At 45.2% G+C, this 17,883-nt stretch carries 17 protein-coding genes; 8 read left to right on the top strand and 9 right to left on the bottom strand.

Translation table 11 applies throughout. From position 1 onward, the window contains the following. Nucleotide 1 precedes the first annotated feature (1 nt). Nucleotides 2-928, bottom strand: coding sequence for a histone deacetylase (locus tag L1D23_RS08810; protein WP_239865646.1), 927 nt, complete (start codon nucleotides 926-928; stop codon nucleotides 2-4). A gap of 148 nt (nucleotides 929-1,076) precedes the next feature. Between L1D23_RS08810 and L1D23_RS08805 the strand changes: the two genes are divergently transcribed. The 3 genes from L1D23_RS08805 (at nucleotide 1,077) to L1D23_RS08795 (ending at nucleotide 3,212) form a co-directional block, all read left to right on the top strand. Beyond that, nucleotides 1,077-1,757: an SDR family oxidoreductase gene (locus tag L1D23_RS08805; RefSeq protein ID WP_239865638.1), complete on the top strand. Its 681-nt coding sequence runs from the start codon at nucleotides 1,077-1,079 to the stop codon at nucleotides 1,755-1,757. 121 nt (nucleotides 1,758-1,878) lie between these two features. Then, the gene (locus tag L1D23_RS08800; RefSeq protein WP_239865636.1) at nucleotides 1,879-2,412 is read left to right on the top strand and encodes a YbhB/YbcL family Raf kinase inhibitor-like protein; all 534 of its coding nucleotides are present in this window, start codon (nucleotides 1,879-1,881) and stop codon (nucleotides 2,410-2,412) included. Nucleotides 2,413-2,426: 14 nt separating this feature from the next. Further along, the gene (locus L1D23_RS08795) at nucleotides 2,427-3,212 is read left to right on the top strand and encodes a helix-turn-helix transcriptional regulator (RefSeq protein ID WP_239865633.1); all 786 of its coding nucleotides are present in this window, start codon (nucleotides 2,427-2,429) and stop codon (nucleotides 3,210-3,212) included. Here the strand turns inward: L1D23_RS08795 and L1D23_RS08790 are convergent. Then, complete coding sequence (locus L1D23_RS08790) at nucleotides 3,209-5,173, bottom strand: DNA topoisomerase III (RefSeq protein ID WP_239865631.1); 1,965 nt, start codon at nucleotides 5,171-5,173, stop codon at nucleotides 3,209-3,211. The genes L1D23_RS08795 and L1D23_RS08790 overlap by 4 nt on opposite strands. 93 nt (nucleotides 5,174-5,266) lie before the next feature. Then, a complete protein-coding gene (locus L1D23_RS08785) occupies nucleotides 5,267-5,602 on the bottom strand; it encodes a Grx4 family monothiol glutaredoxin (protein WP_045974984.1) in 336 nt (111 codons plus the stop codon). A gap of 268 nt (nucleotides 5,603-5,870) precedes the next feature. Between L1D23_RS08785 and sodB the strand changes: the two genes are divergently transcribed. The 3 genes from sodB (at nucleotide 5,871) to L1D23_RS08770 (ending at nucleotide 7,957) form a co-directional block, all read left to right on the top strand. Beyond that, a complete protein-coding gene (gene sodB / locus L1D23_RS08780; RefSeq protein ID WP_005439697.1) occupies nucleotides 5,871-6,455 on the top strand; it encodes a superoxide dismutase [Fe] in 585 nt (194 codons plus the stop codon). 131 nt (nucleotides 6,456-6,586) lie between these two features. Beyond that, nucleotides 6,587-7,096: a VC2046/SO_2500 family protein gene (locus L1D23_RS08775; RefSeq protein WP_239865629.1), complete on the top strand. Its 510-nt coding sequence runs from the start codon at nucleotides 6,587-6,589 to the stop codon at nucleotides 7,094-7,096. A gap of 198 nt (nucleotides 7,097-7,294) precedes the next feature. Further along, nucleotides 7,295-7,957: an SDR family oxidoreductase gene (locus L1D23_RS08770; protein WP_239865627.1), complete on the top strand. Its 663-nt coding sequence runs from the start codon at nucleotides 7,295-7,297 to the stop codon at nucleotides 7,955-7,957. A gap of 1 nt (nucleotide 7,958) precedes the next feature. Here L1D23_RS08770 and L1D23_RS08765 read toward each other — a convergent pair whose 3' ends face one another. After that, on the bottom strand, nucleotides 7,959-8,411 hold the full coding sequence (locus L1D23_RS08765; RefSeq protein WP_239865624.1) for a low molecular weight protein-tyrosine-phosphatase: 453 nt from the start codon (nucleotides 8,409-8,411) through the stop codon (nucleotides 7,959-7,961). 98 nt (nucleotides 8,412-8,509) lie between these two features. On the opposite strand from L1D23_RS08765, the gene cobO reads away from it, so the two are divergent. Together cobO and L1D23_RS08755 are read left to right on the top strand one after the other, a co-directional pair. Beyond that, nucleotides 8,510-9,115 carry a cob(I)yrinic acid a,c-diamide adenosyltransferase gene (gene cobO, locus L1D23_RS08760; RefSeq protein WP_239865622.1) on the top strand — a complete coding sequence of 202 codons (606 nt, stop codon included), beginning with the start codon at nucleotides 8,510-8,512 and terminating at the stop codon, nucleotides 9,113-9,115. Between the two features lie 313 nt (nucleotides 9,116-9,428). Then, entirely contained in the window at nucleotides 9,429-11,456 is a 2,028-nt protein-coding gene (locus tag L1D23_RS08755; protein ID WP_239865620.1) for a family 10 glycosylhydrolase, read from the top strand. Nucleotides 11,457-11,544: 88 nt separating this feature from the next. Here the strand turns inward: L1D23_RS08755 and L1D23_RS08750 are convergent, their stop codons facing one another. The 5 genes from L1D23_RS08750 to L1D23_RS08730 are packed head-to-tail and all read right to left on the bottom strand — an operon-like array spanning nucleotide 11,545 to nucleotide 17,854. Then, nucleotides 11,545-12,294 carry a MurR/RpiR family transcriptional regulator gene (locus L1D23_RS08750; protein ID WP_239865618.1) on the bottom strand — a complete coding sequence of 250 codons (750 nt, stop codon included), beginning with the start codon at nucleotides 12,292-12,294 and terminating at the stop codon, nucleotides 11,545-11,547. Continuing rightward, nucleotides 12,287-13,801 (bottom strand): DUF4127 family protein, encoded by a 1,515-nt coding sequence (locus L1D23_RS08745; RefSeq protein ID WP_239865616.1) that lies wholly within the window; start codon nucleotides 13,799-13,801, stop codon nucleotides 12,287-12,289. Before L1D23_RS08745 ends, L1D23_RS08750 begins: the two co-directional genes overlap by 8 nt. Then, a complete protein-coding gene (locus tag L1D23_RS08740) occupies nucleotides 13,798-15,144 on the bottom strand; it encodes an FAD-dependent oxidoreductase (RefSeq protein ID WP_239865614.1) in 1,347 nt (448 codons plus the stop codon). The genes L1D23_RS08745 and L1D23_RS08740 overlap by 4 nt, the downstream gene beginning before the upstream one ends. Continuing rightward, entirely contained in the window at nucleotides 15,131-15,715 is a 585-nt protein-coding gene (locus L1D23_RS08735) for a hypothetical protein (protein ID WP_239865612.1), read from the bottom strand. Before L1D23_RS08735 ends, L1D23_RS08740 begins: the two co-directional genes overlap by 14 nt. Nucleotides 15,716-15,727: 12 nt before the next feature. Continuing rightward, nucleotides 15,728-17,854, bottom strand: a complete 2,127-nt coding sequence (locus L1D23_RS08730) for a hydantoinase/oxoprolinase family protein (RefSeq protein WP_239865610.1) — start codon at nucleotides 17,852-17,854, stop codon at nucleotides 15,728-15,730. Nucleotides 17,855-17,883 lie beyond the last annotated feature (29 nt).

The following is a 17,883-nucleotide window of genomic DNA, read 5'->3' as shown; positions in this document are numbered from 1 at the left end:
CTTAATAATTTCCATAAACTTGCAAAGCTGCATTCAGCAATTGCATGTGGATCGGTACCAATTCGCTGTGGTCAGTGCGGTAGCCGCCTCCAACAACACAACCTATCGGAAGTACATTTGTTTTCGCCAGCTCAAACATGGCAACGTCTCGTTGGTAAATCGCCTGAGTAGAAACATTGAAGTAACCGAGCTCGTCGTCTTGATGAATGTCTACGCCCGCATCATAAAGGATAAAATCCGGTTGATGCAGATTAATCGCCATTTCGACAACTGAGGAAAACGAGCTAAGAAACTCTTCATCACTGGTTTCACGTGGTAAAGCCACATCCATATCTGAGTCAGGCTTACGTGCAGGAAAGTTTTTATCGCAATGAAAGGATAGCGTCACGATGTCATCCTGATCTGCACATAACGTTGCCGTCCCATCACCATGATGAACATCACTATCAACAATCAGCACTTTTTCGATACCATCATATGTTAGTGCACGTTTTGCCGCCAAAACCAAATCATTAAGCAAACAAAAACCACTGCCAAAATCATAATGTGCATGGTGGTATCCGCCACTCAGGTGGATAGCCACACCATGCTCAATCGCTTTTTCAGCTGTCAGGCAAGTTCCACCAGCGGATGTCAACGTGCGCTCAATAAGACACTCACTCCACGGGAAACCAATACGTCGCATACGCGCCGCGGGCAAACGACCAGAAAACAGTTCAGAGACATATTGCTTACAGTGCGTCATCATCACTTCATCAGGTGTCAAAGCTTGTGGCTCACAATAATGAAACAACGCTTGCCATTGTTTGTCCCGATAGCGCACTTTCTCAATTTCATTGAATAACAGACGATACTTATGGATCGGGTATCGGTGGCCTTGAGGTAAAGGCAGCTCTGAATAGATGGAGTGATAAATCAGTGGGATCATTGATATCAGTCGATATTTGAGTTTTGAGTATGGTAACAAGTTGCATCACGGTTGTAACTCTCAACAAATAGTAATAATTATCATTTGTTAAGTTGATTTTACATTAACCACTGAGCAAAATAGCTACAACAATTTACTAGGGACCACTATGACAACTGTTCTAATCACCGGAGCTAACCGTGGTATCGGGCTAAGCTTAGTCAAAAACTATCTTGCTCAAGGCTGGCAGGTTCACGCAACCTATCGCTCAGAGGCAAGTTCACAGGAGCTCCTTGAGCTGGAAGGCGACAAGCTGACGTGCCATCCATTTGATGTCACTGATTATCAAGGGCTGAATGAGCTCGCCAATGCTCTGCCTGCCATTGATTTGCTGATCAATAATGCTGGCTACTATGGGCCAAAAGGTAACGACTTTGGTAACACTGATATCGACGAGTGGCGAAAAGTTTTTGAAATCAACACCATTGCACCGCTTAAGCTCGTTGAATCACTCTTTCCAAACCTAGCAAAAGGCAATTTGAAGAAAGTTGTCTGTCTCTCTTCCAAGGTCGGCAGCATGACAGAGAACACATCTGGTGGCGGTTACATCTATCGTTCGTCGAAAGCCGCACTTAACTCAGTAGTGAAAAGCCTGAGTAACGACCTTACCAGTCAAGGATTCACCATTTTGGCACTCCACCCTGGATGGGTACAAACTGAAATGGGTGGGCCAAATGCGTTAATTGATACGCAAACATCCGCAGCGGGACTTGTTGACGTGATCGAGAGTGCCGATATCAGCCGCTCTGGTGAATTTATCAACTATGATGGCAGCGCACTTCCTTGGTAATATCAAAATCAACAAAAAGTATCACTTTTAACTAAAATTAGATTAAATATTATACTTTTAGATCCATAGAAACAGATTGAGCTCGTTAAACTGACACTAAATCAGACACAAGGAGCTCAACATGAAAACCACCACATTAGCACTAATGACAGCTGGGCTGATGCTGTCAGGCAACACATTCGCCTTTGATCTAACGAGTCAGGATATTCAGGAAGGTCACCCAATGGATAAGACCTTCGAGTTTGCTGGCTGGGGATGCTCAGGCGATAATTTGTCGCCGCAGTTAAGCTGGGACAACGCACCAAAGGGCACCAAGAGTTTCGCCATTACAGCTTACGACCCAGATGCGCCGACCGAGAGTGGCTTTTGGCATTGGATTGCACTCGATATTCCCGCGGGCGTCAGTCAGCTACCTAGAGGGGCAAATATCAGCAAGCTGGGGGGCTTAGAAACCCGTATCGACTATGGCACCAAAGGCTTTGGTGGCGCTTGTCCACCCGTGGGTGATGGTATGCATCGTTATCAGTTCACAGTTTGGGCGCTACCAAAAGCCAAGCTGGAGCTGGGTGAGGATACGCCAGCGGCTGTGGTTGGCTTTACCCTTAACAGCATCGCATTAGCGAAAGCAACCCTAACAGCAACCTATGCCCGCTAATTGAAGGAGGAGTGATGGCTCACCAATTTCAGATCACTGAGTTTCGTGCCCTGCACTTACAAGCTTTGAGAAATGTGACGATTCACTCCCCGAGTATCATCCAGATTTTATCGGGCAACAAAAGATTGTTCTGGCAGGAAGAATCTGTCACGCTAACGCCTGACTCGCTGATATTGTGCAGTGCTGCCAGTTCATGGAACTTTGCCAATCTACCGGGTAAAGGGCCATTTCTATCAAGAGTATTCAGTTTTCACTCTTCGCCAGATCAAGAAATGCTTCGCCTGAGCGAGTCAGTCCACTCTTCTTTAAATTCATCTTATTGCTTAGTTAGTAAGTCCGTCAGAGACACTCTTGATATTCTGGCAAAAGTGAACCTGAAAGCGATGAGTACCCACACTCAGCAATACTGGTTAATGCCGCTTTATCAGCAATTGGCAGAGCAAGGTGCTCTGCATAAAGTTTTTCCCTCTTCTCAAACGTCAATGACACAGACTCTTACTCAATACCTTTCTATCTCACCAGCCAACGAGCATAACTTGGAAGGCGTTGCCAATCACTTTGGTATGAGCCGAGCCACACTGATCCGTAAACTAAAACAGGAAGGCATTCAATATCGTCACTTGCTGGCAGAGGTGCGCCTTAACCATGCATTGCAATTGATGCAAAGGCGCGAATACGATGGCTATCAACTTGCACAGATGTGTGGTTATCAGTCGGAAGAACGCTTTCGTCAGCGTTTTAAGGACAGGTTTGGTTTAACGCCTAGAGAATATCAGCACACGATTGGTCATCGTAGTTAACCCGTTTTGTGCCTAGTTGAAGTGCGTTTTTGACCAGTAGATTTCGCAGAGCTACGTCGTTTACGTTTAAAGGTTGGGCGTTCAACTTTGGGTAGGTGACGAAGCGATTCAGGTACTTCGCCGCCTTTGACTTGATGCATTAAATCATCAATCCGCGTCTGCAGCGCTTGCATAAACGGTCCGTAGGCTTGATTTCGTTCAGCCATTCCCTGAAGTTGATGCTCCCAATGCGCGGTCATATCAGGATAAGTCGATTCAGAAGGCAACGCATGCACTAGCCCTCTTCCCGCTGGTGAACTGAGGATTGTTTTGCCCTGCCGTTGCAGCAGTTGACGCTTAAACAGCGTATCCAAAATACCTGCACGAGTCGCTTCGGTACCTAGCCCATCAGTTTCTTTTAGGATCTTTTTCAGCTCTTTGTCTTCAACAAAACGTGCGATGCCTGTCATCGCTTGCAGTAAAGTCGCTTCAGTAAAGTGTTTAGGTGGCTCAGTCTTACGGTCTTTGATCTCGCCTTCGCGACAAGTCAGCACCGTGCCTTCATCAAGTGGGGGAACCGCATCAACGCCCGCGTCGTCATCATCCACTTTTCCCATCAGCGCTTTCCAGCCGGCCGATACTAGCTGGCGACCTTTAGCAATAAAAGTCCCGCCAGCGATGTCAAACACCAGCTTCGCTTCTGCATAAACTGCGGCTGGATAAAACTGCATTAGATACTGACGAGCAATTTGCTGATAGATTTTCATCTCATTTCCTGACAGCGCATTTACGGAAGCCTTTTTAGGCGTGGGAATGATCGCGTGGTGTGCATCCACTTTTTTATCATTCCATGCTTTGGATTTGAGACTTAAATCAGCGCCATGAACAGCCTGACCTAACTCGTTACAGTTATTCGATATCGCATCGCAAACACTTTTGGCCTGTCCATAATGTTCCATCGGCAGGTATCGGCAATCCGACCTAGGGTAAGTGATGAGCTTGTGCTTTTCATACAAAGATTGGCAGGTATCCAACACCTGTTGAGCACTCATACCAAAGCGTTTGGCTGCATCAATCTGTAAAGCTGAGAGAGAATAAGGTAAAGGAGCTGATTGCTTAGTTTGTTTTTGCTCCGACTCAACAACCTTGGCCGGTTGATTCGTAATCCGATTGGCAACGTTCTCGACCAGTTTACGATTGAGAACCCGCCCTTCTTCGTCTTGCCAAGGCTTGCATGCTTCGCTCGGTTTCCAGCGGGCGCGAATATCAAACGCACTATTGCCATCCTGATAAGGAATCAAGGCATGTAAGGTAAAATATTCACGAGGGATGAAGTTCTCGATCTCTTCATCACGACGGACTACCAGCCCAAGCACGGGCGTCTGAACTCTACCGACTGACAGTACTCCATGGTAGCCCGCTTTTTGCCCCAACAGCGTATAAGCGCGGGACATATTCATGCCATACAGCCAATCAGCTCGGGAGCGAGCAAGAGCAGAAACCGAAAGAGGAATAAACTCGCGGTTACTGCGCATCTGATTTAGCGCACGCTTGACCGCTGGTAAGTTGAGGTCGCTAATCAATAAGCGTTGCGTGGCTTCTTTTTTTGTTTTACTGACTTTGCAGTAATCCAACACCTCATCCACCAACAACTGACCTTCGCGATCCGGGTCGCCAGCATGAATGATCTCAGATGTTTCTTTGAGTAACTTCTTGACCACAGTCAGCTGTTTAGACGCCGACTTACGAGGACGCAGTTGCCATTGTTCAGGAACGATTGGCAAATCAGCCAAATTCCATTTTTTGTATCTGTCATCATAGGCGTCTGGTTCTACCTGCTCTAGCAAGTGACCAATACACCAGGTCACCACGTCACCATTGCCACAACGAATAAAGCCTTGCTCTTTCTTTTGCGGATTGGGCAACGCCGCAGCGATAGCTCGACCTAAGCTCGGTTTTTCAGCAATAAATAGACGTGACATAAAATTTATCGGGCAGATACAATAAGGGCCACATTATCGAATGTGGCCCTTAAAAATCAAGAAAAACTGTAAATTTAAACAGTGGTTTATTGATTACTCTTCGTCTGTACCTGCGCGTTCAGCCGCTTCTTTAATTAGAGGCTGAAGTTCACCTTTCTGGAACATCTCAATAATGATGTCACAGCCGCCAATCAGCTCACCTTCAACCCAAAGCTGTGGGAATGTCGGCCACTGCGCGTATGCTGGTAGCTCAGCACGAATATCAGGGTTCTGTAAAATATCCACGTAAGCGAACTTTTCACCACACGCCATAAGTGCTTGTGAAGCCTGAGATGAGAAGCCGCAGCTAGGTAGCTTTGGAGAACCTTTCATGTAAAGAAGGATAGCGTTCTCTTCGATTTGCTGTTTGATTTTGTCGATGGTTTCCATTACTTCCTCTTCATGGAGTTACTGCAAATTATTGACATATTTTAAACCATTGTCTGAGAATAAAAAGCCTATAATGTCTGTGGTTTTATATGATAAAGAAATTTCATATAGAAATTGGTCGTGATGCTTTTAATAAAGTAAAAACTTGCTAAACTATAGCGCAAGTCAGCAGAATGACGTGGTTAGCACTTAGCTAGCCATCATAAATTAATAACACTGGAAGCAATCGAGAGAGTTTAACTCTTTCATATCAATGGAGAATCGAGTAATGGCATTTGAACTACCAGCTCTTCCTTACGCGAAAGACGCGCTAGAACCACATATCTCAGCAGAGACTCTAGATTTCCACCACGGTAAGCACCACAACACTTACGTAGTTAAGCTAAACGGTCTTATCCCAGGTACTGAGTTTGAAGGCAAAACGCTAGAAGAAATCATCAAAACCTCAACTGGTGGCGTGTTCAACAACGCAGCACAGATCTGGAACCATACGTTCTACTGGCACTGTCTAGCTCCAAACGCGGGCGGTGAACCAACAGGCGCAGTTGCAGACGCAATCAACGCTGCATTCGGTTCTTTCGAAGAGTTCAAAGCGAAGTTCACTGATTCTGCAATCAACAACTTCGGTTCTTCTTGGACTTGGCTAGTTAAAAAAGCTGACGGTTCTCTAGAGATCGTTAACACTTCTAACGCAGCTACACCTCTAACAGAAGAAGGTACAACTCCACTTCTTACTGTTGACCTATGGGAACACGCTTACTACATCGATTACCGTAACGTTCGTCCAGACTACATGAATGGTTTCTGGGCGCTAGTTAACTGGGACTTCGTAGCAGAAAACCTAGCTAAGTAATCCTCCCCTATAGGATTTAAAATTTAGTCGCTTAAAAAGTCAGCACTTAGCTGGCTTTTTTCTTTTCGAGTCAGTCATTTCCCTAAAGTTCACCTCGATATTGCCGCTACATAGGCATCAAGCGAGGTAACATGCAAACTCAGATTCACACCTTAGACAAAGCGGGCATTATTAACGAACTTCAGTTCGGCAAGGGGATTAACCATGCTGTTCACGAAGGGCGCCGTGCCGATTTCGCTTTGATTCTATCAATGTTTTCTGACGATGTTCGCGATAACACACCTATCGAAAAAATAAATGAACAGGACGCAACCGAAGAAGCTTTAAGACGCCGTTTCGAGTTACCACCACCCCAGAAAATCCGCTCTGATCAGGACTCCTATCCTATCTCGGCGATGCAAGCCGATATGTTTCATCGCTCAGGTTTACCGAGCGCCAAGCTCACTCACTACCTTCACCCTGAAGTTCTGACATATCTGCCGGAAGACACACACGACTTTCCTGAAGAGATTTACAATAATTTATCGGGTCATCAGCGCCGGAAACTAGGTGAAAAAGAAGCAAAAGAACTGATGCCAATCGATCTCTATAACCAATTGATCAAAGCCCAGCGAACCTTCCAAATCCAAACGCAAGTTTGAAGATCAATCAAGATCACATAAACCTGTTCGTCCTTTCCTCTAATACTCAATCAATCACTTATTAATGTGAATGAGTGCAAATTATTCACCGCAAGCACAAGATATACACACGTTATTTGAACTTATTCACACTTAAGTAACAAGCAATCTACCATGCTATGTGGACAACCTTTTCAGCCATGGACGGAGGCTCACTATATGAATATAAAAAGTGCCATGATTTTAATCACTTCGGCGGGCTCACAGCTTGGTAGTACACTTGCTACGCACTTTGCTTCACTGGGTGCCACCGTCGTTCTTTGTGATAAAAGCGCGGCTCAACTGAACGAAACGTTTGTCCGTTGCAAAGCCATTTCATCAGACATATATCAATACGCATTGCCGGATCACTCGATGGATTCTATCCACTCACTTTTTGAATTTATTGATCAATCGGTACATCATTCGCCAGACGTTTTGATCAATGCCCTTACCAGTCAAACGATGCCCAAATTCTTTGATGATCGGGCTGGTGATGTCTTTACCCAGCATTTATCTTTAATGGCCGCAACATTATTTAGCTTTGGTCAGGCGACTGCGGAAAAAATGCGTCAGGATAAGAAAAATGGTGTGATTGTGAATGTGATTGCTCACGCGGATTACCATGATTTGTCCGGATTTGAAAACGCAACATCTATGGTCGCTGGCTTCACCCAAAGTTGGGCCAAAGAGCTGACGCCGTTTAACATTCGCGTCGGTGGTGTGGTTCCTTGCTACGAACAAGAAGACACCCATTGGGCTAAAATCCACGATGAGTTGATCCGCAATACGGAATACATTGTTTCAAACGATTATTTCAGCGGCCGAGTGATGGCCGCCTAAGCTAAAGAGATCGAAGAAGCTTTTCCGATGCTTCTTCGATCAAATCCAGCACCAACTCAAACCCCTTATCACCACCGTAATAAGGATCTGGGATTTCGTCTTCACTCGCTTCTCCAAAGCTAAGAAACAGCCTGAGCTTATCTTGATATTGTGATGGGCATTGCGCTTGCAAGTCGGCCAAGTTATCTCTATCAGCCGCTAAAATCAGATCAAAGTACTCAAAGTCGCTATCCACAACTTTGCGAGAGCGAATCCCTTTGAATGAATAACCTCGCTGCTCACCCGCAGCTTTCGAGCGAGGATCTGGTGGGTTGCCTTGGTGATAACCAATTGTTCCGGCTGAATCCACCTCTACGTCAACACCCATTTGCTCAGCTTTCGCACGAAGGATCGCCTCTCCTGTGGGTGAACGACAAATGTTTCCCATACAGACAACTAATAGTTTCTTTGCCATACCTCTTCCTAGCCTTTCCCTTTAAAACCAATGGTTTTTTGCTCTGCCTTAGATGCGCTATGATAGGCACAGTTTGACTAAATTAAAAAGGATTTACCGTGACCTCTGAAAGCCATAAAGAAGAACGCCATAAAGCGCGTCAGCAAAAAGTGAAAGAGCAAATCGACGCTAAAGTTGCTGCTGCTCAGGAAGAAAAAGGCCTATTGCTTGTCATCACTGGTAACGGTAAAGGTAAGTCCACCTCAGGGTTTGGTACTATCGCTCGCGCAGTTGGCCATGGTTTCAAATGCTCGGTTGCCCAGTTTATTAAAGGGACATGGGATAACGGTGAGCGTAATCTGCTAGAAAAACTTGGAGTCGAATTCCAAGTCATGGCGACTGGCTTTACTTGGGAAACTCAGAATAAAGCCACCGATACCGAAGCCGCACAAAAAGTGTGGCAAGAATGCAAGCGAATGCTGAGCGACGAATCTATTGATGTAATCCTGTTTGACGAATTAACTTACATGGTCAGTTACGGTTACATTGATCTTGATGAAGTCGTCGAAGCATTAAACAATCGACCAAAGATGCAATCTGTTGTGATCACTGGTCGTGGCGCACATCGCACTCTGATTGAAATGGCCGATACTGTCTCCGAAGTGAAGAACATCAAGCATGCTTTTGAATCTGGGGTGAAAGCACGTAAAGGAGTCGATTGGTAATCTACTTGTAGCCACTAGAAGTCTACACTTCTGGTGGCTGTTGGCCCAGAAACACCTTTCCCCGTAATGTGACTCTACCGGGGTGCGACTGTCACAAAATTCACAATTAGAGTGATCTCACCTCATTGTCTGAATAATAGTTTCAGAATTTACCCACAATTTGAAATAACGAATTACCATCAACTCTTGATCGCGTGAGCATAGAACGAGAGTTGATTTTCTGTTCTTTCATTTATCCATATTCTCCAGCCAAGATTCAAATCTCAACTTAAGTTCCGCTTACTCAAGCTCAAATCCACTTAGAGGATGAATCATGTTAATAAAACGCTGGTTACCTACCGCTAGAAATCTATTATTTTTCGGTATGTTAGCTTTCTCAGTAGTGTGTCAAAGCACTGAGAATAACCAAGTTCATAGCAAAGACATTGGCACTGTGGGCGAACATACCTATTTGCTCAATGAGCCCCGAGATACCGACGAACTTATTGTCTATGACCCTGATTTTGGTGACTCAACCCAAACCAACGAGTACGGTTACGAAGTCACGGTAGAAGATGGGATTGTGACCCATCTTGGTGGTGCTGATTCAGACATTCCGGAGCATGGCTTAGTCTTAAGTGGGCACGGGGAAGGCGCCACATTTTTAACTGACTACGCAGTTATCGGTACTAAGGTCGAGTTAGATGAAGCCAATAAGGTTATGACTCTTCGTACAGATTTGGACAGTTATCGTTATCAGGCACAACACGCCATTACCTTTGCCGAAACCAGTATAGAAAGCGCTTATGAAGGCTATTACGACTTCCCAAAACAGGAAGCAGAGCAATTTCTTACTCAAGCAAACCAATATTTAGCCGCTGGTGACACCATTCGCGAAAGCAGTGAAATTAGCGCCTATGCACTTTATCTTAAAGCCGCAAAGGTAGCAGATAGTGCTTATTACCACACGATTGAGTCCGAAGTTGTCGAACAACGCGCTATTTGGCATCGCCCTGAAGAACAGAATCTCGACCAAGTGATCGAAACGGTACAAGGCATGCACGACTCAGGTTTTAATAGCATCTATTTGGAAGTCACTTTCTGGGGTTACACCATCTACCCAAGTGAAGTGATGAAAAAATACGGCATGACCAGTCAGCACCCTCACTTTAGTGACAAAAGTTATGGGGTATACGGTAATGACATTCTTGCCGCCTATATCGGTGAAGCAGAAAAGCTAGGGATGACAGTTCAAGGCTGGACTAACGGCTTTATGGTCGGCTCACCTGATCTTGTTGAACCACTACCCCCTCAATTGACCGTCAATCCTCATTGGCTAGCGATCCAAAACATTAATGTGGATAGTGAAGTGATTCCTGACAATCAGTCCGGCTACTTTTGGCTCGATATTGTTCAAGACGATGTCCAAAAGTACATGTTAGAAATTTATCGTGAAATGCAGGAGAACTATGCCATTACAGGTCTAAATATTGACTATATGCGCTACCCACACTACGAGCACGCTGAAGCCTTCTCGTTTAACGAACTAGCGCTCAAAGAATACCAACAAGACTCCGGCATAGAAAACACTGAGATTCTGCGTACTGACATCATAGAGTTCAAAAAATACCAGCATTGGATACGTGAAGAAGAAAATGTATTCGTTAAAAAGCTGGCGATTCAAGCTAAACGCCTGAATCCTGATTTTATGTTCACCGCTACGCCAGAGCCTGGCCCAGAAGAGACGATGATCGCAGATTGGAAAGAGGACATCGATGGTGTGATCCCTCAAGCGTACGGACATGACTTCGACAGTATTCACGAACATGTCAATTCAAGTAAAGAGCTGATGCCAAAAGGCACCATCTACTACACTGGTATTTACTCTTTCTACCATGACATCGACCCTATGGGCACTGTCAAAGATGTCTTAGCAGGCCGTTACCAAACTTCTGGTGTTAACATGTTCGCTTATGGTCAAGGAAAAGACCTACCTGAAGCACGAGCTGCCTTGAAAGAAGGGCCATGGCGCGAAGTGGCTTTTAACCCAGGTGAACACTTACTAGAGGGGGTCGTTTTGATGCTCACAGACATTCAAGATAAATTGACTCGTATCTATATTCCAAGAGAGGCAATAAGCGAAAACAGTGGTACAGCATTACTCTCAGAACTGCAAGTCTTGGCAGATATGGCCAGCAACGGCGAGCTGATCCCAAACAGTGAATTTATTCGCCTAACTGCAAGCATTCGAGCATTAGCCGACAATGGGGAATTGGATACAGGGGTGGCACATCGATTAGAAAACCGCCTACAGAATGCAGCCTATTGGAACAACCATGCTCGCAGCAATCAAGAAAGATGAGTGATACTTGCGTTGCACATTAGGATAAATCTAGGGTTGGAAGACGATTCCAACCCTTCGTACTTATACCTGCAATGCGATAGTGATATCAACTCACTATCGCACCATGACTAAATTGCTTACTCAATATCTCAATTGTAAGCAATATATTGATTTTATTAAAAATTACACTTCCTTCACAAATAATAGGCACCCAGAAATCAAGATGGGTATTTCTTGCAGGTTCAGATAAAATCGGAGAAATAGCCAAGGTCACGCAATCCTTCTCAGCCAAAGCTTCAAGTATCTCTAGCCACACCCCACTCGGCGTTTCACTACCAATGTAGACAAAGATATCTTTGTGGCTCAACTTGCTAAGCATCGTCTGGAAGTAGGCTGCTTGTGTCAAAGGGATCGCCCGTTTGCCCTGTTGCAAACAGGCATCGACAAAGGATTGTACGAGAAACGCATCATCTCCTGCTACAAAAAGACACTCGCTTCGACGCAAATAAGCCCCCAGCTCATCCAGATTAAGTTCATTGAGTAACTCTTTGGTTAAACCAAAAAACTTCTCTGCTTCGTCGAGCACACAGTGATTGGCTCCTTTGGATGCAGTTGGCACAGAAATAGAAGAGTGTGCTGCCATTTTAAAATCAACGTAGCTGCGATAACCGAGCTCACGACTTAACCGGCTAACACTGGATACGCTCACAGCCGCTTCTTCAGCAAGTTCCGTCACTGTCATTCGCGAAATGGAAGATAAGTGATCTTCTATAAAATCCGCCAACTGCGTTAAAGCCGGGCTTAAGCCCGGCTTTATCAATCGCAGCGTAGCAAGGAGCGGCGCTGACTCATGCATTCTGTAATACCTTTAATTTCAAGCCTATTTCAAATGTACGCTGCCAAGGTGAAAACGCCTCGAGTTCGATGTTTTGTGGCAGAGAACGGGCGGTAATCTTACTGTATTGCGAAAGCAAAGCGTCTTTAGCAAACTGCATTGCTTCATCAATTTGCTCTGGCGCATAGTTAGTATGACCAAAACTGGCTTGACTAAAATAGCGATTGAGAAGCTGGCTTCTTACTACCGATTGGTAGCAAACATCTTCTAACACATGAAAGCAGATATTTTTCACGCGCGCCGCATTATCGAGTTCAGCAATCATACCCGCACCTAAGGTTGTCCCCAAAGTATTACAGTTGGTGTTCCAGCCTTTGTAAGAGGTCAATTTGCCCAACACTTGCAGCTTATCCAAAAAGCTCACCAGTTCAATATCGCCACCATTGGCGAAAGCGCTGTCTGCCACCATTACAGGTTTGCCAGACTCGATGTATTCGCTGATTCTTAGAGCAAAATCGGCAAGGTTTCGACCGGAGCTGTACGTCAGATCTTTCTCATTCTGCTTTGCCGCTTCTTGCATAAACTTACCCGGTGAATTGATTGCCAAAATAAAATCGGCATCTTGACCGTTATCACACCAAACCCCGCCTGCCGCTCGAATATGTGACTTGACTGATTCATTCATCGGGCGGTCTTCATAAAGCGGCACGATTTGCGGACCTAAAGTAGAAGCATAAAACGGATAGATCTTAGGTTTACGATTTTTATACTCGTTAAAAGCGCGAGAAAGCAAGGTGACACCGACTTCATCAGCACCAGGGTAGATAGCAATATCAAAAGAGAGCGACTCTTTATCGATGTAGGCAATCACTTTTTGCTGATCAATCGCGGTGTAACCAAAGGGACTGGAATCATCTTGTGGGATCACAAGAAAATCCACCACTTTCTCTTTCACCAACTGGGCCACCAGCAGGTTGACTTGAGAGTTAAAGCCGCGGCGAGTTTCAAAATCAGAGATAACCGAATTTGGAACGGCGCCTTTCAAGTTCGAAAGCTCTTGCGCTTCTTGCTCAGACAGAGATTCACGCTCAGACTTATCTTGCAGATATTTGCCTCGGAAAATCTCAGCCCCATATTCATCATAATAATCAGGCTCTTCATCACTGCTGCTGTAACTTGGGCAACGCATGATGCAGTTATAAGCGTAGATTTTTGCCGATGGATTGATGCTCTTCAGCTTACGAAGATTGGACTCAAAGGACACCACATCAGCTTCTGACAAATAATGCAGACGAGATGGGATCAAACCGCCATACATCATCATATCCATAGAGAGAACTACATTGTTCACATTCTCAATATGCTCAAACATGAACTGCCATAAGGCGTTAGTGTCTGCTGCGCGCTTCTTATCGCTTAGAAACCCCATAGCCGGAGTAATAAGCTCAATATCCGCGGTTTCCGCAATATATTGAGGATATAGATAGTTACATGGGCGCTCATCAAGCGGAATAAATAGTGTTTTCATCTTAATGAATCTCCCCCTTTTAGTAAGGTGCCATCCAGCTCATTAAGAGCAACATCCAGTTTCAATGCCAATGCACAGGCACGGCCAGCCGCATCTCCCATATCACGACATGTGTGTTGAATTCGAATACTGGACTGCATCTTGAAATCACAAGAGATGATTCGACCCACAAACAATAGGTTATTCACTTCATGGCAAACTAACGAGCGATAAGGAATTTCGTAGAATTCGCCCTTATCATACTTCTTCTTAAAGGTGTCGTTTTCTACCTCTAGATCGTCACTGTGGATATCGATATACCAGTCACCGCGAGCAACACCATCATCAAACTTACGTCTTGAAGCGTAGTCACTGCCCGTCATCACGTATTTACCAACCACACGGTTAGACTCACGTACCCCAAGCATGTTCGCTTCTTGAGAGATAAACGCTTGCTCAAAACCTGGAATTCTCTTGTTCAAAAACGCCAGTAACTGGTGCTGCATATTACGCCCATAGCGAACATATTCAGAGAGCACTCTTGGATCTTCGATATTACCTAAATTCGGCATTTGCGGGTTATTAAAAGACAAGGTATTTGGCTTACCTGGCATTGAGAAGCCCTGAATATATCGGCTTATCTCAGGCGTGATCTCACCGCTTTCGATGGCAGTTTGGAACAAGTCCAGCAAAGTACCACACGCCGCGACACCAGGAACATGAACAAACTCCATAAAGCTCTCGTCGCTAGGATCGCAAAAGGTGTAATTCGCTGCTTTCAAAAACTCACGAAGACGCCCAAAGTCAACATTCGACACTTCAAAGCGAAACGAAACGGATTGACGAGTACCATCTTTATCGCCTTTTTCAGTCTTAGCACCCGCAAACCGAGACAGTAGAGCATCCCCCGAGGCATCAATAAATTGCTTAGCTTCAAACGCATAGAAATCATCAAAGATAAGCGCTGTCACTGATTTGATATTCCCCTCTTGCGTTTGAGCACTGACTAGGGTCGCGTCATAGAAGATTTCCACGCCAAACTCGGTTAGCACTTGATCGTTAAGAAGCTTAAAAGATTCCGGTGAGTAAAGCTCCATCTTACCCGGCAGCGTCAACTTGCCTTTGCCCATCATCATCTGATGATAACGTTGAGTCAAAAGGTCTGCGGTCTCTGAGCCATGCACATGAGAGGGCATAAATGGCGTTACCATAGCGTTGGCTTGAGTGCCTGTCAGCGCTATGCGTTTTTCTATTAGAGCAACTTTTAAGCCTTGCCTTGCTGCAGAGAGCGCTGCCGCCACCCCCGATGTACCACCGCCAACCACGACTACGTCGTAGCCAGAATAAGTGTTAGTTGGAGTCATCACTATCTCCGATAAATAATTCGTCAATCAATAAGGGGTTAAATTCACATTGACATACACGTTGTGCAAAGCGGTTAGAGGCGATCTCAGAAGGCGACTGTAAACGACCGTAGAAAGTCTTGCCTAAAATCTTGAGGCGTTCCACCTTCATAGTAAGCACATCATCAGAAATATGTTCATCCATCTCTAATAGATGGAAGAACTCATGTGCCAGATAAAGGTGTTCAATTTGAGTTTTAGTCGATTGAATGCCCTGTTTAGCAAGGTCTGACAGCGCCTGCTCAACGCTGTCCTGATAGATAAGCACTCGCTTACCGAGATTATCCTCGATGATCTCAGCTCTCATTAACAGGCCTTGGGTCAATATCTGCTTTGCATTTTGCGTATATTCAATACGATAGCCCGCATCAAAAAAAGCTTGTCGGAGGTCGATAGAGCGATACTCACTCGCCACGCGTTCGCCAAGATTCAGTGCCTGCTCAATAATGCCTGAATGCATATCAGGCGGAATTTTGCCAAAGTACTTATCAAGGCTAAGCTGCATCTTCGCGTATTCAATATCGCTCTTCATACGACCTCGCTTTTATTTCTTCGCTGCGACCAGCAAAACTTCTTGCTGGGCATCTAGGTGATCAAGATCCATAGCAACCATGGACGTCAGCTGCTCTGAACTAAAGAGGCCTGAGTAATCAAACATGCGCGAACCAGTAAAAGCGAACACTTTCGGGATAGACTGACCAGCATCAGAGTAGGATGAAAGCTCGCTAACTAGGGTTTTCATCGCGTCGCTATAACCGCTGCGTGGTACCTTAATATGTCTTGCATTCTTGACCTTGAGCGGGATCATTCCATCGCTTTTCACTACCGCGAAGTGATTTTCTTCTCTCTTAAGCAGGTTGAAACAACGGCGGGTCTCTTTACGCGCCTTAACGATTTGGAAAGCACCAACTGAGTCTTTCGCTTCGACTGCATTCTGTTCAACGGAGAAGACCTCTCCCACTTTGCATATGATCTCCTGCTCTGTCAGTTTCTCTTGAGTCGTGTCATTACTGAATTCAGTAGCCCCTGTGGCCGTAGCAATTAAGATGTTGCGCTGCTTATCGACTTCGATGGCAATCTCAACACTCTCCTCTTTCGCACCTTGGGCGATGATTTGATCCATAATATCCGAGCGAATTTTTTGGATATCAGAAGCGGAAGGGTCCACCACAGAGCGTTCAATCTGCTCACGAACCATGGCCATAGCCACACCGATAGTGGAAATATATGGCGCATTCTTCGCGGTTTTCGCTTTAAAACCGTACTTTTCACCCAAAGCAAAAGTGGTAATTGCTGCACTGCCGCCGCCACCAACAAATTCGATGTACTCAGGGTTCACTTCGTACTCTTTGATCATTGGCTCAACAATGTTCCAGATCTTCTCACAAGCGATATCCATCACATCACGAGCAACTTCTTCAACACTCTTGCCGCAATATTCTGCGAGCGGTTCCCAAGCCACGCGCGCCGCTTCAACGTTGGCATAGGCATAATCATCTTCAGGGACATAACCAAGAATATTCGCTGCGCCCGCTAGGGTATAAGCGTATTCCCCTTGATCTGAAGTGATAATGGCGTGATCTGGGTTGTCACCTTCCATTGGGGTAATTTGCAGAAGCTTAGCGTTAGTCACAGGTTCATCAACGAAGCACTCATAGTGCTTATCAGCAAGGTGTGCAGAGCGAGGGCCAACATCAATAATCTTGCCATCGCCAATACGAATCATTGAGCCACCGGCGATACCTAGAGTACGAACATCCAATGCTTTTAGGTAAGTCTTATGTTTACCTACTTGCGCATTATTGACGATAACCTTGCCATCTTTAATCACCGAGATATCGATGGAAGTACCACCGACTTCAAAGAACACGCCGTCTGAGATTTTTTCATACATCAAAGCCCCAGCCACCCCTGCTGCAAGACCAGAAAGCATGGTTAAGATAGGACGTTGACGAACTTCATTCACCGACATTACACCGCCATCGGCGCGCATGATCATTAGCTCTGAAGGAATACCTACCTTCTTGACAACCTGCTCAGTCATGTTTGCCGTTTCAATCATCTTAGGAATCAATGACGCATTCACAACCGCAGTGCGGGTTCGCATTCTCAGACCATAAAGCTGAGAGATTTCATGACCACTGGTGGCAAATAAACCTTTCTCTTTCGCTAGATCGGTCACCAATTTTTCTAGATGAGGATCATCCACCGCATACGCTTCCGACGCGACAATCACTTCACAACCTTTATTAACGAGCTCATCGATAGCTTTGTCAGCTTTCTCTTTGGTGATCTCATCCACATCAAAGTAAATGGATTCCGTTTGCAGAAACTTACCTGGTGCAAGCTCAATATCTTTTACATCCAGCTCATTTTGGGCAGCCTTACTCTTACCCATGCCAATGATGCCCACTTTAGCCACATCCCCTTCAAGAAGAGCGTTGGTTGCTTGTGTCGTACCATGAGCGATGAAAACTACTTGCTCTGGTGAGATACCATTGTTGTCTAGCACTTCATTGATGATTTCAACAATGCCTTGAGCTACGCCATCTTTGTGATGGTGTGTGGTTGGTTTCTTCGCCTTGGCAATCACTTCACCACTGGTGTTATCAATAACCACGGCATCAGTGAACGTACCGCCAACATCAATACCAATTCGTACTTTACGCATAACTTTGTACCTTTATTTCGCTTACTTTA

It is taken from the genome of Vibrio sp. Isolate24, from assembly GCF_022398215.1.
GTDB classification, from domain to species: Bacteria; Pseudomonadota; Gammaproteobacteria; order Enterobacterales; family Vibrionaceae; genus Vibrio; species Vibrio coralliilyticus_A.
This window is presented reverse-complemented; position numbering and strand designations above follow the sequence as displayed.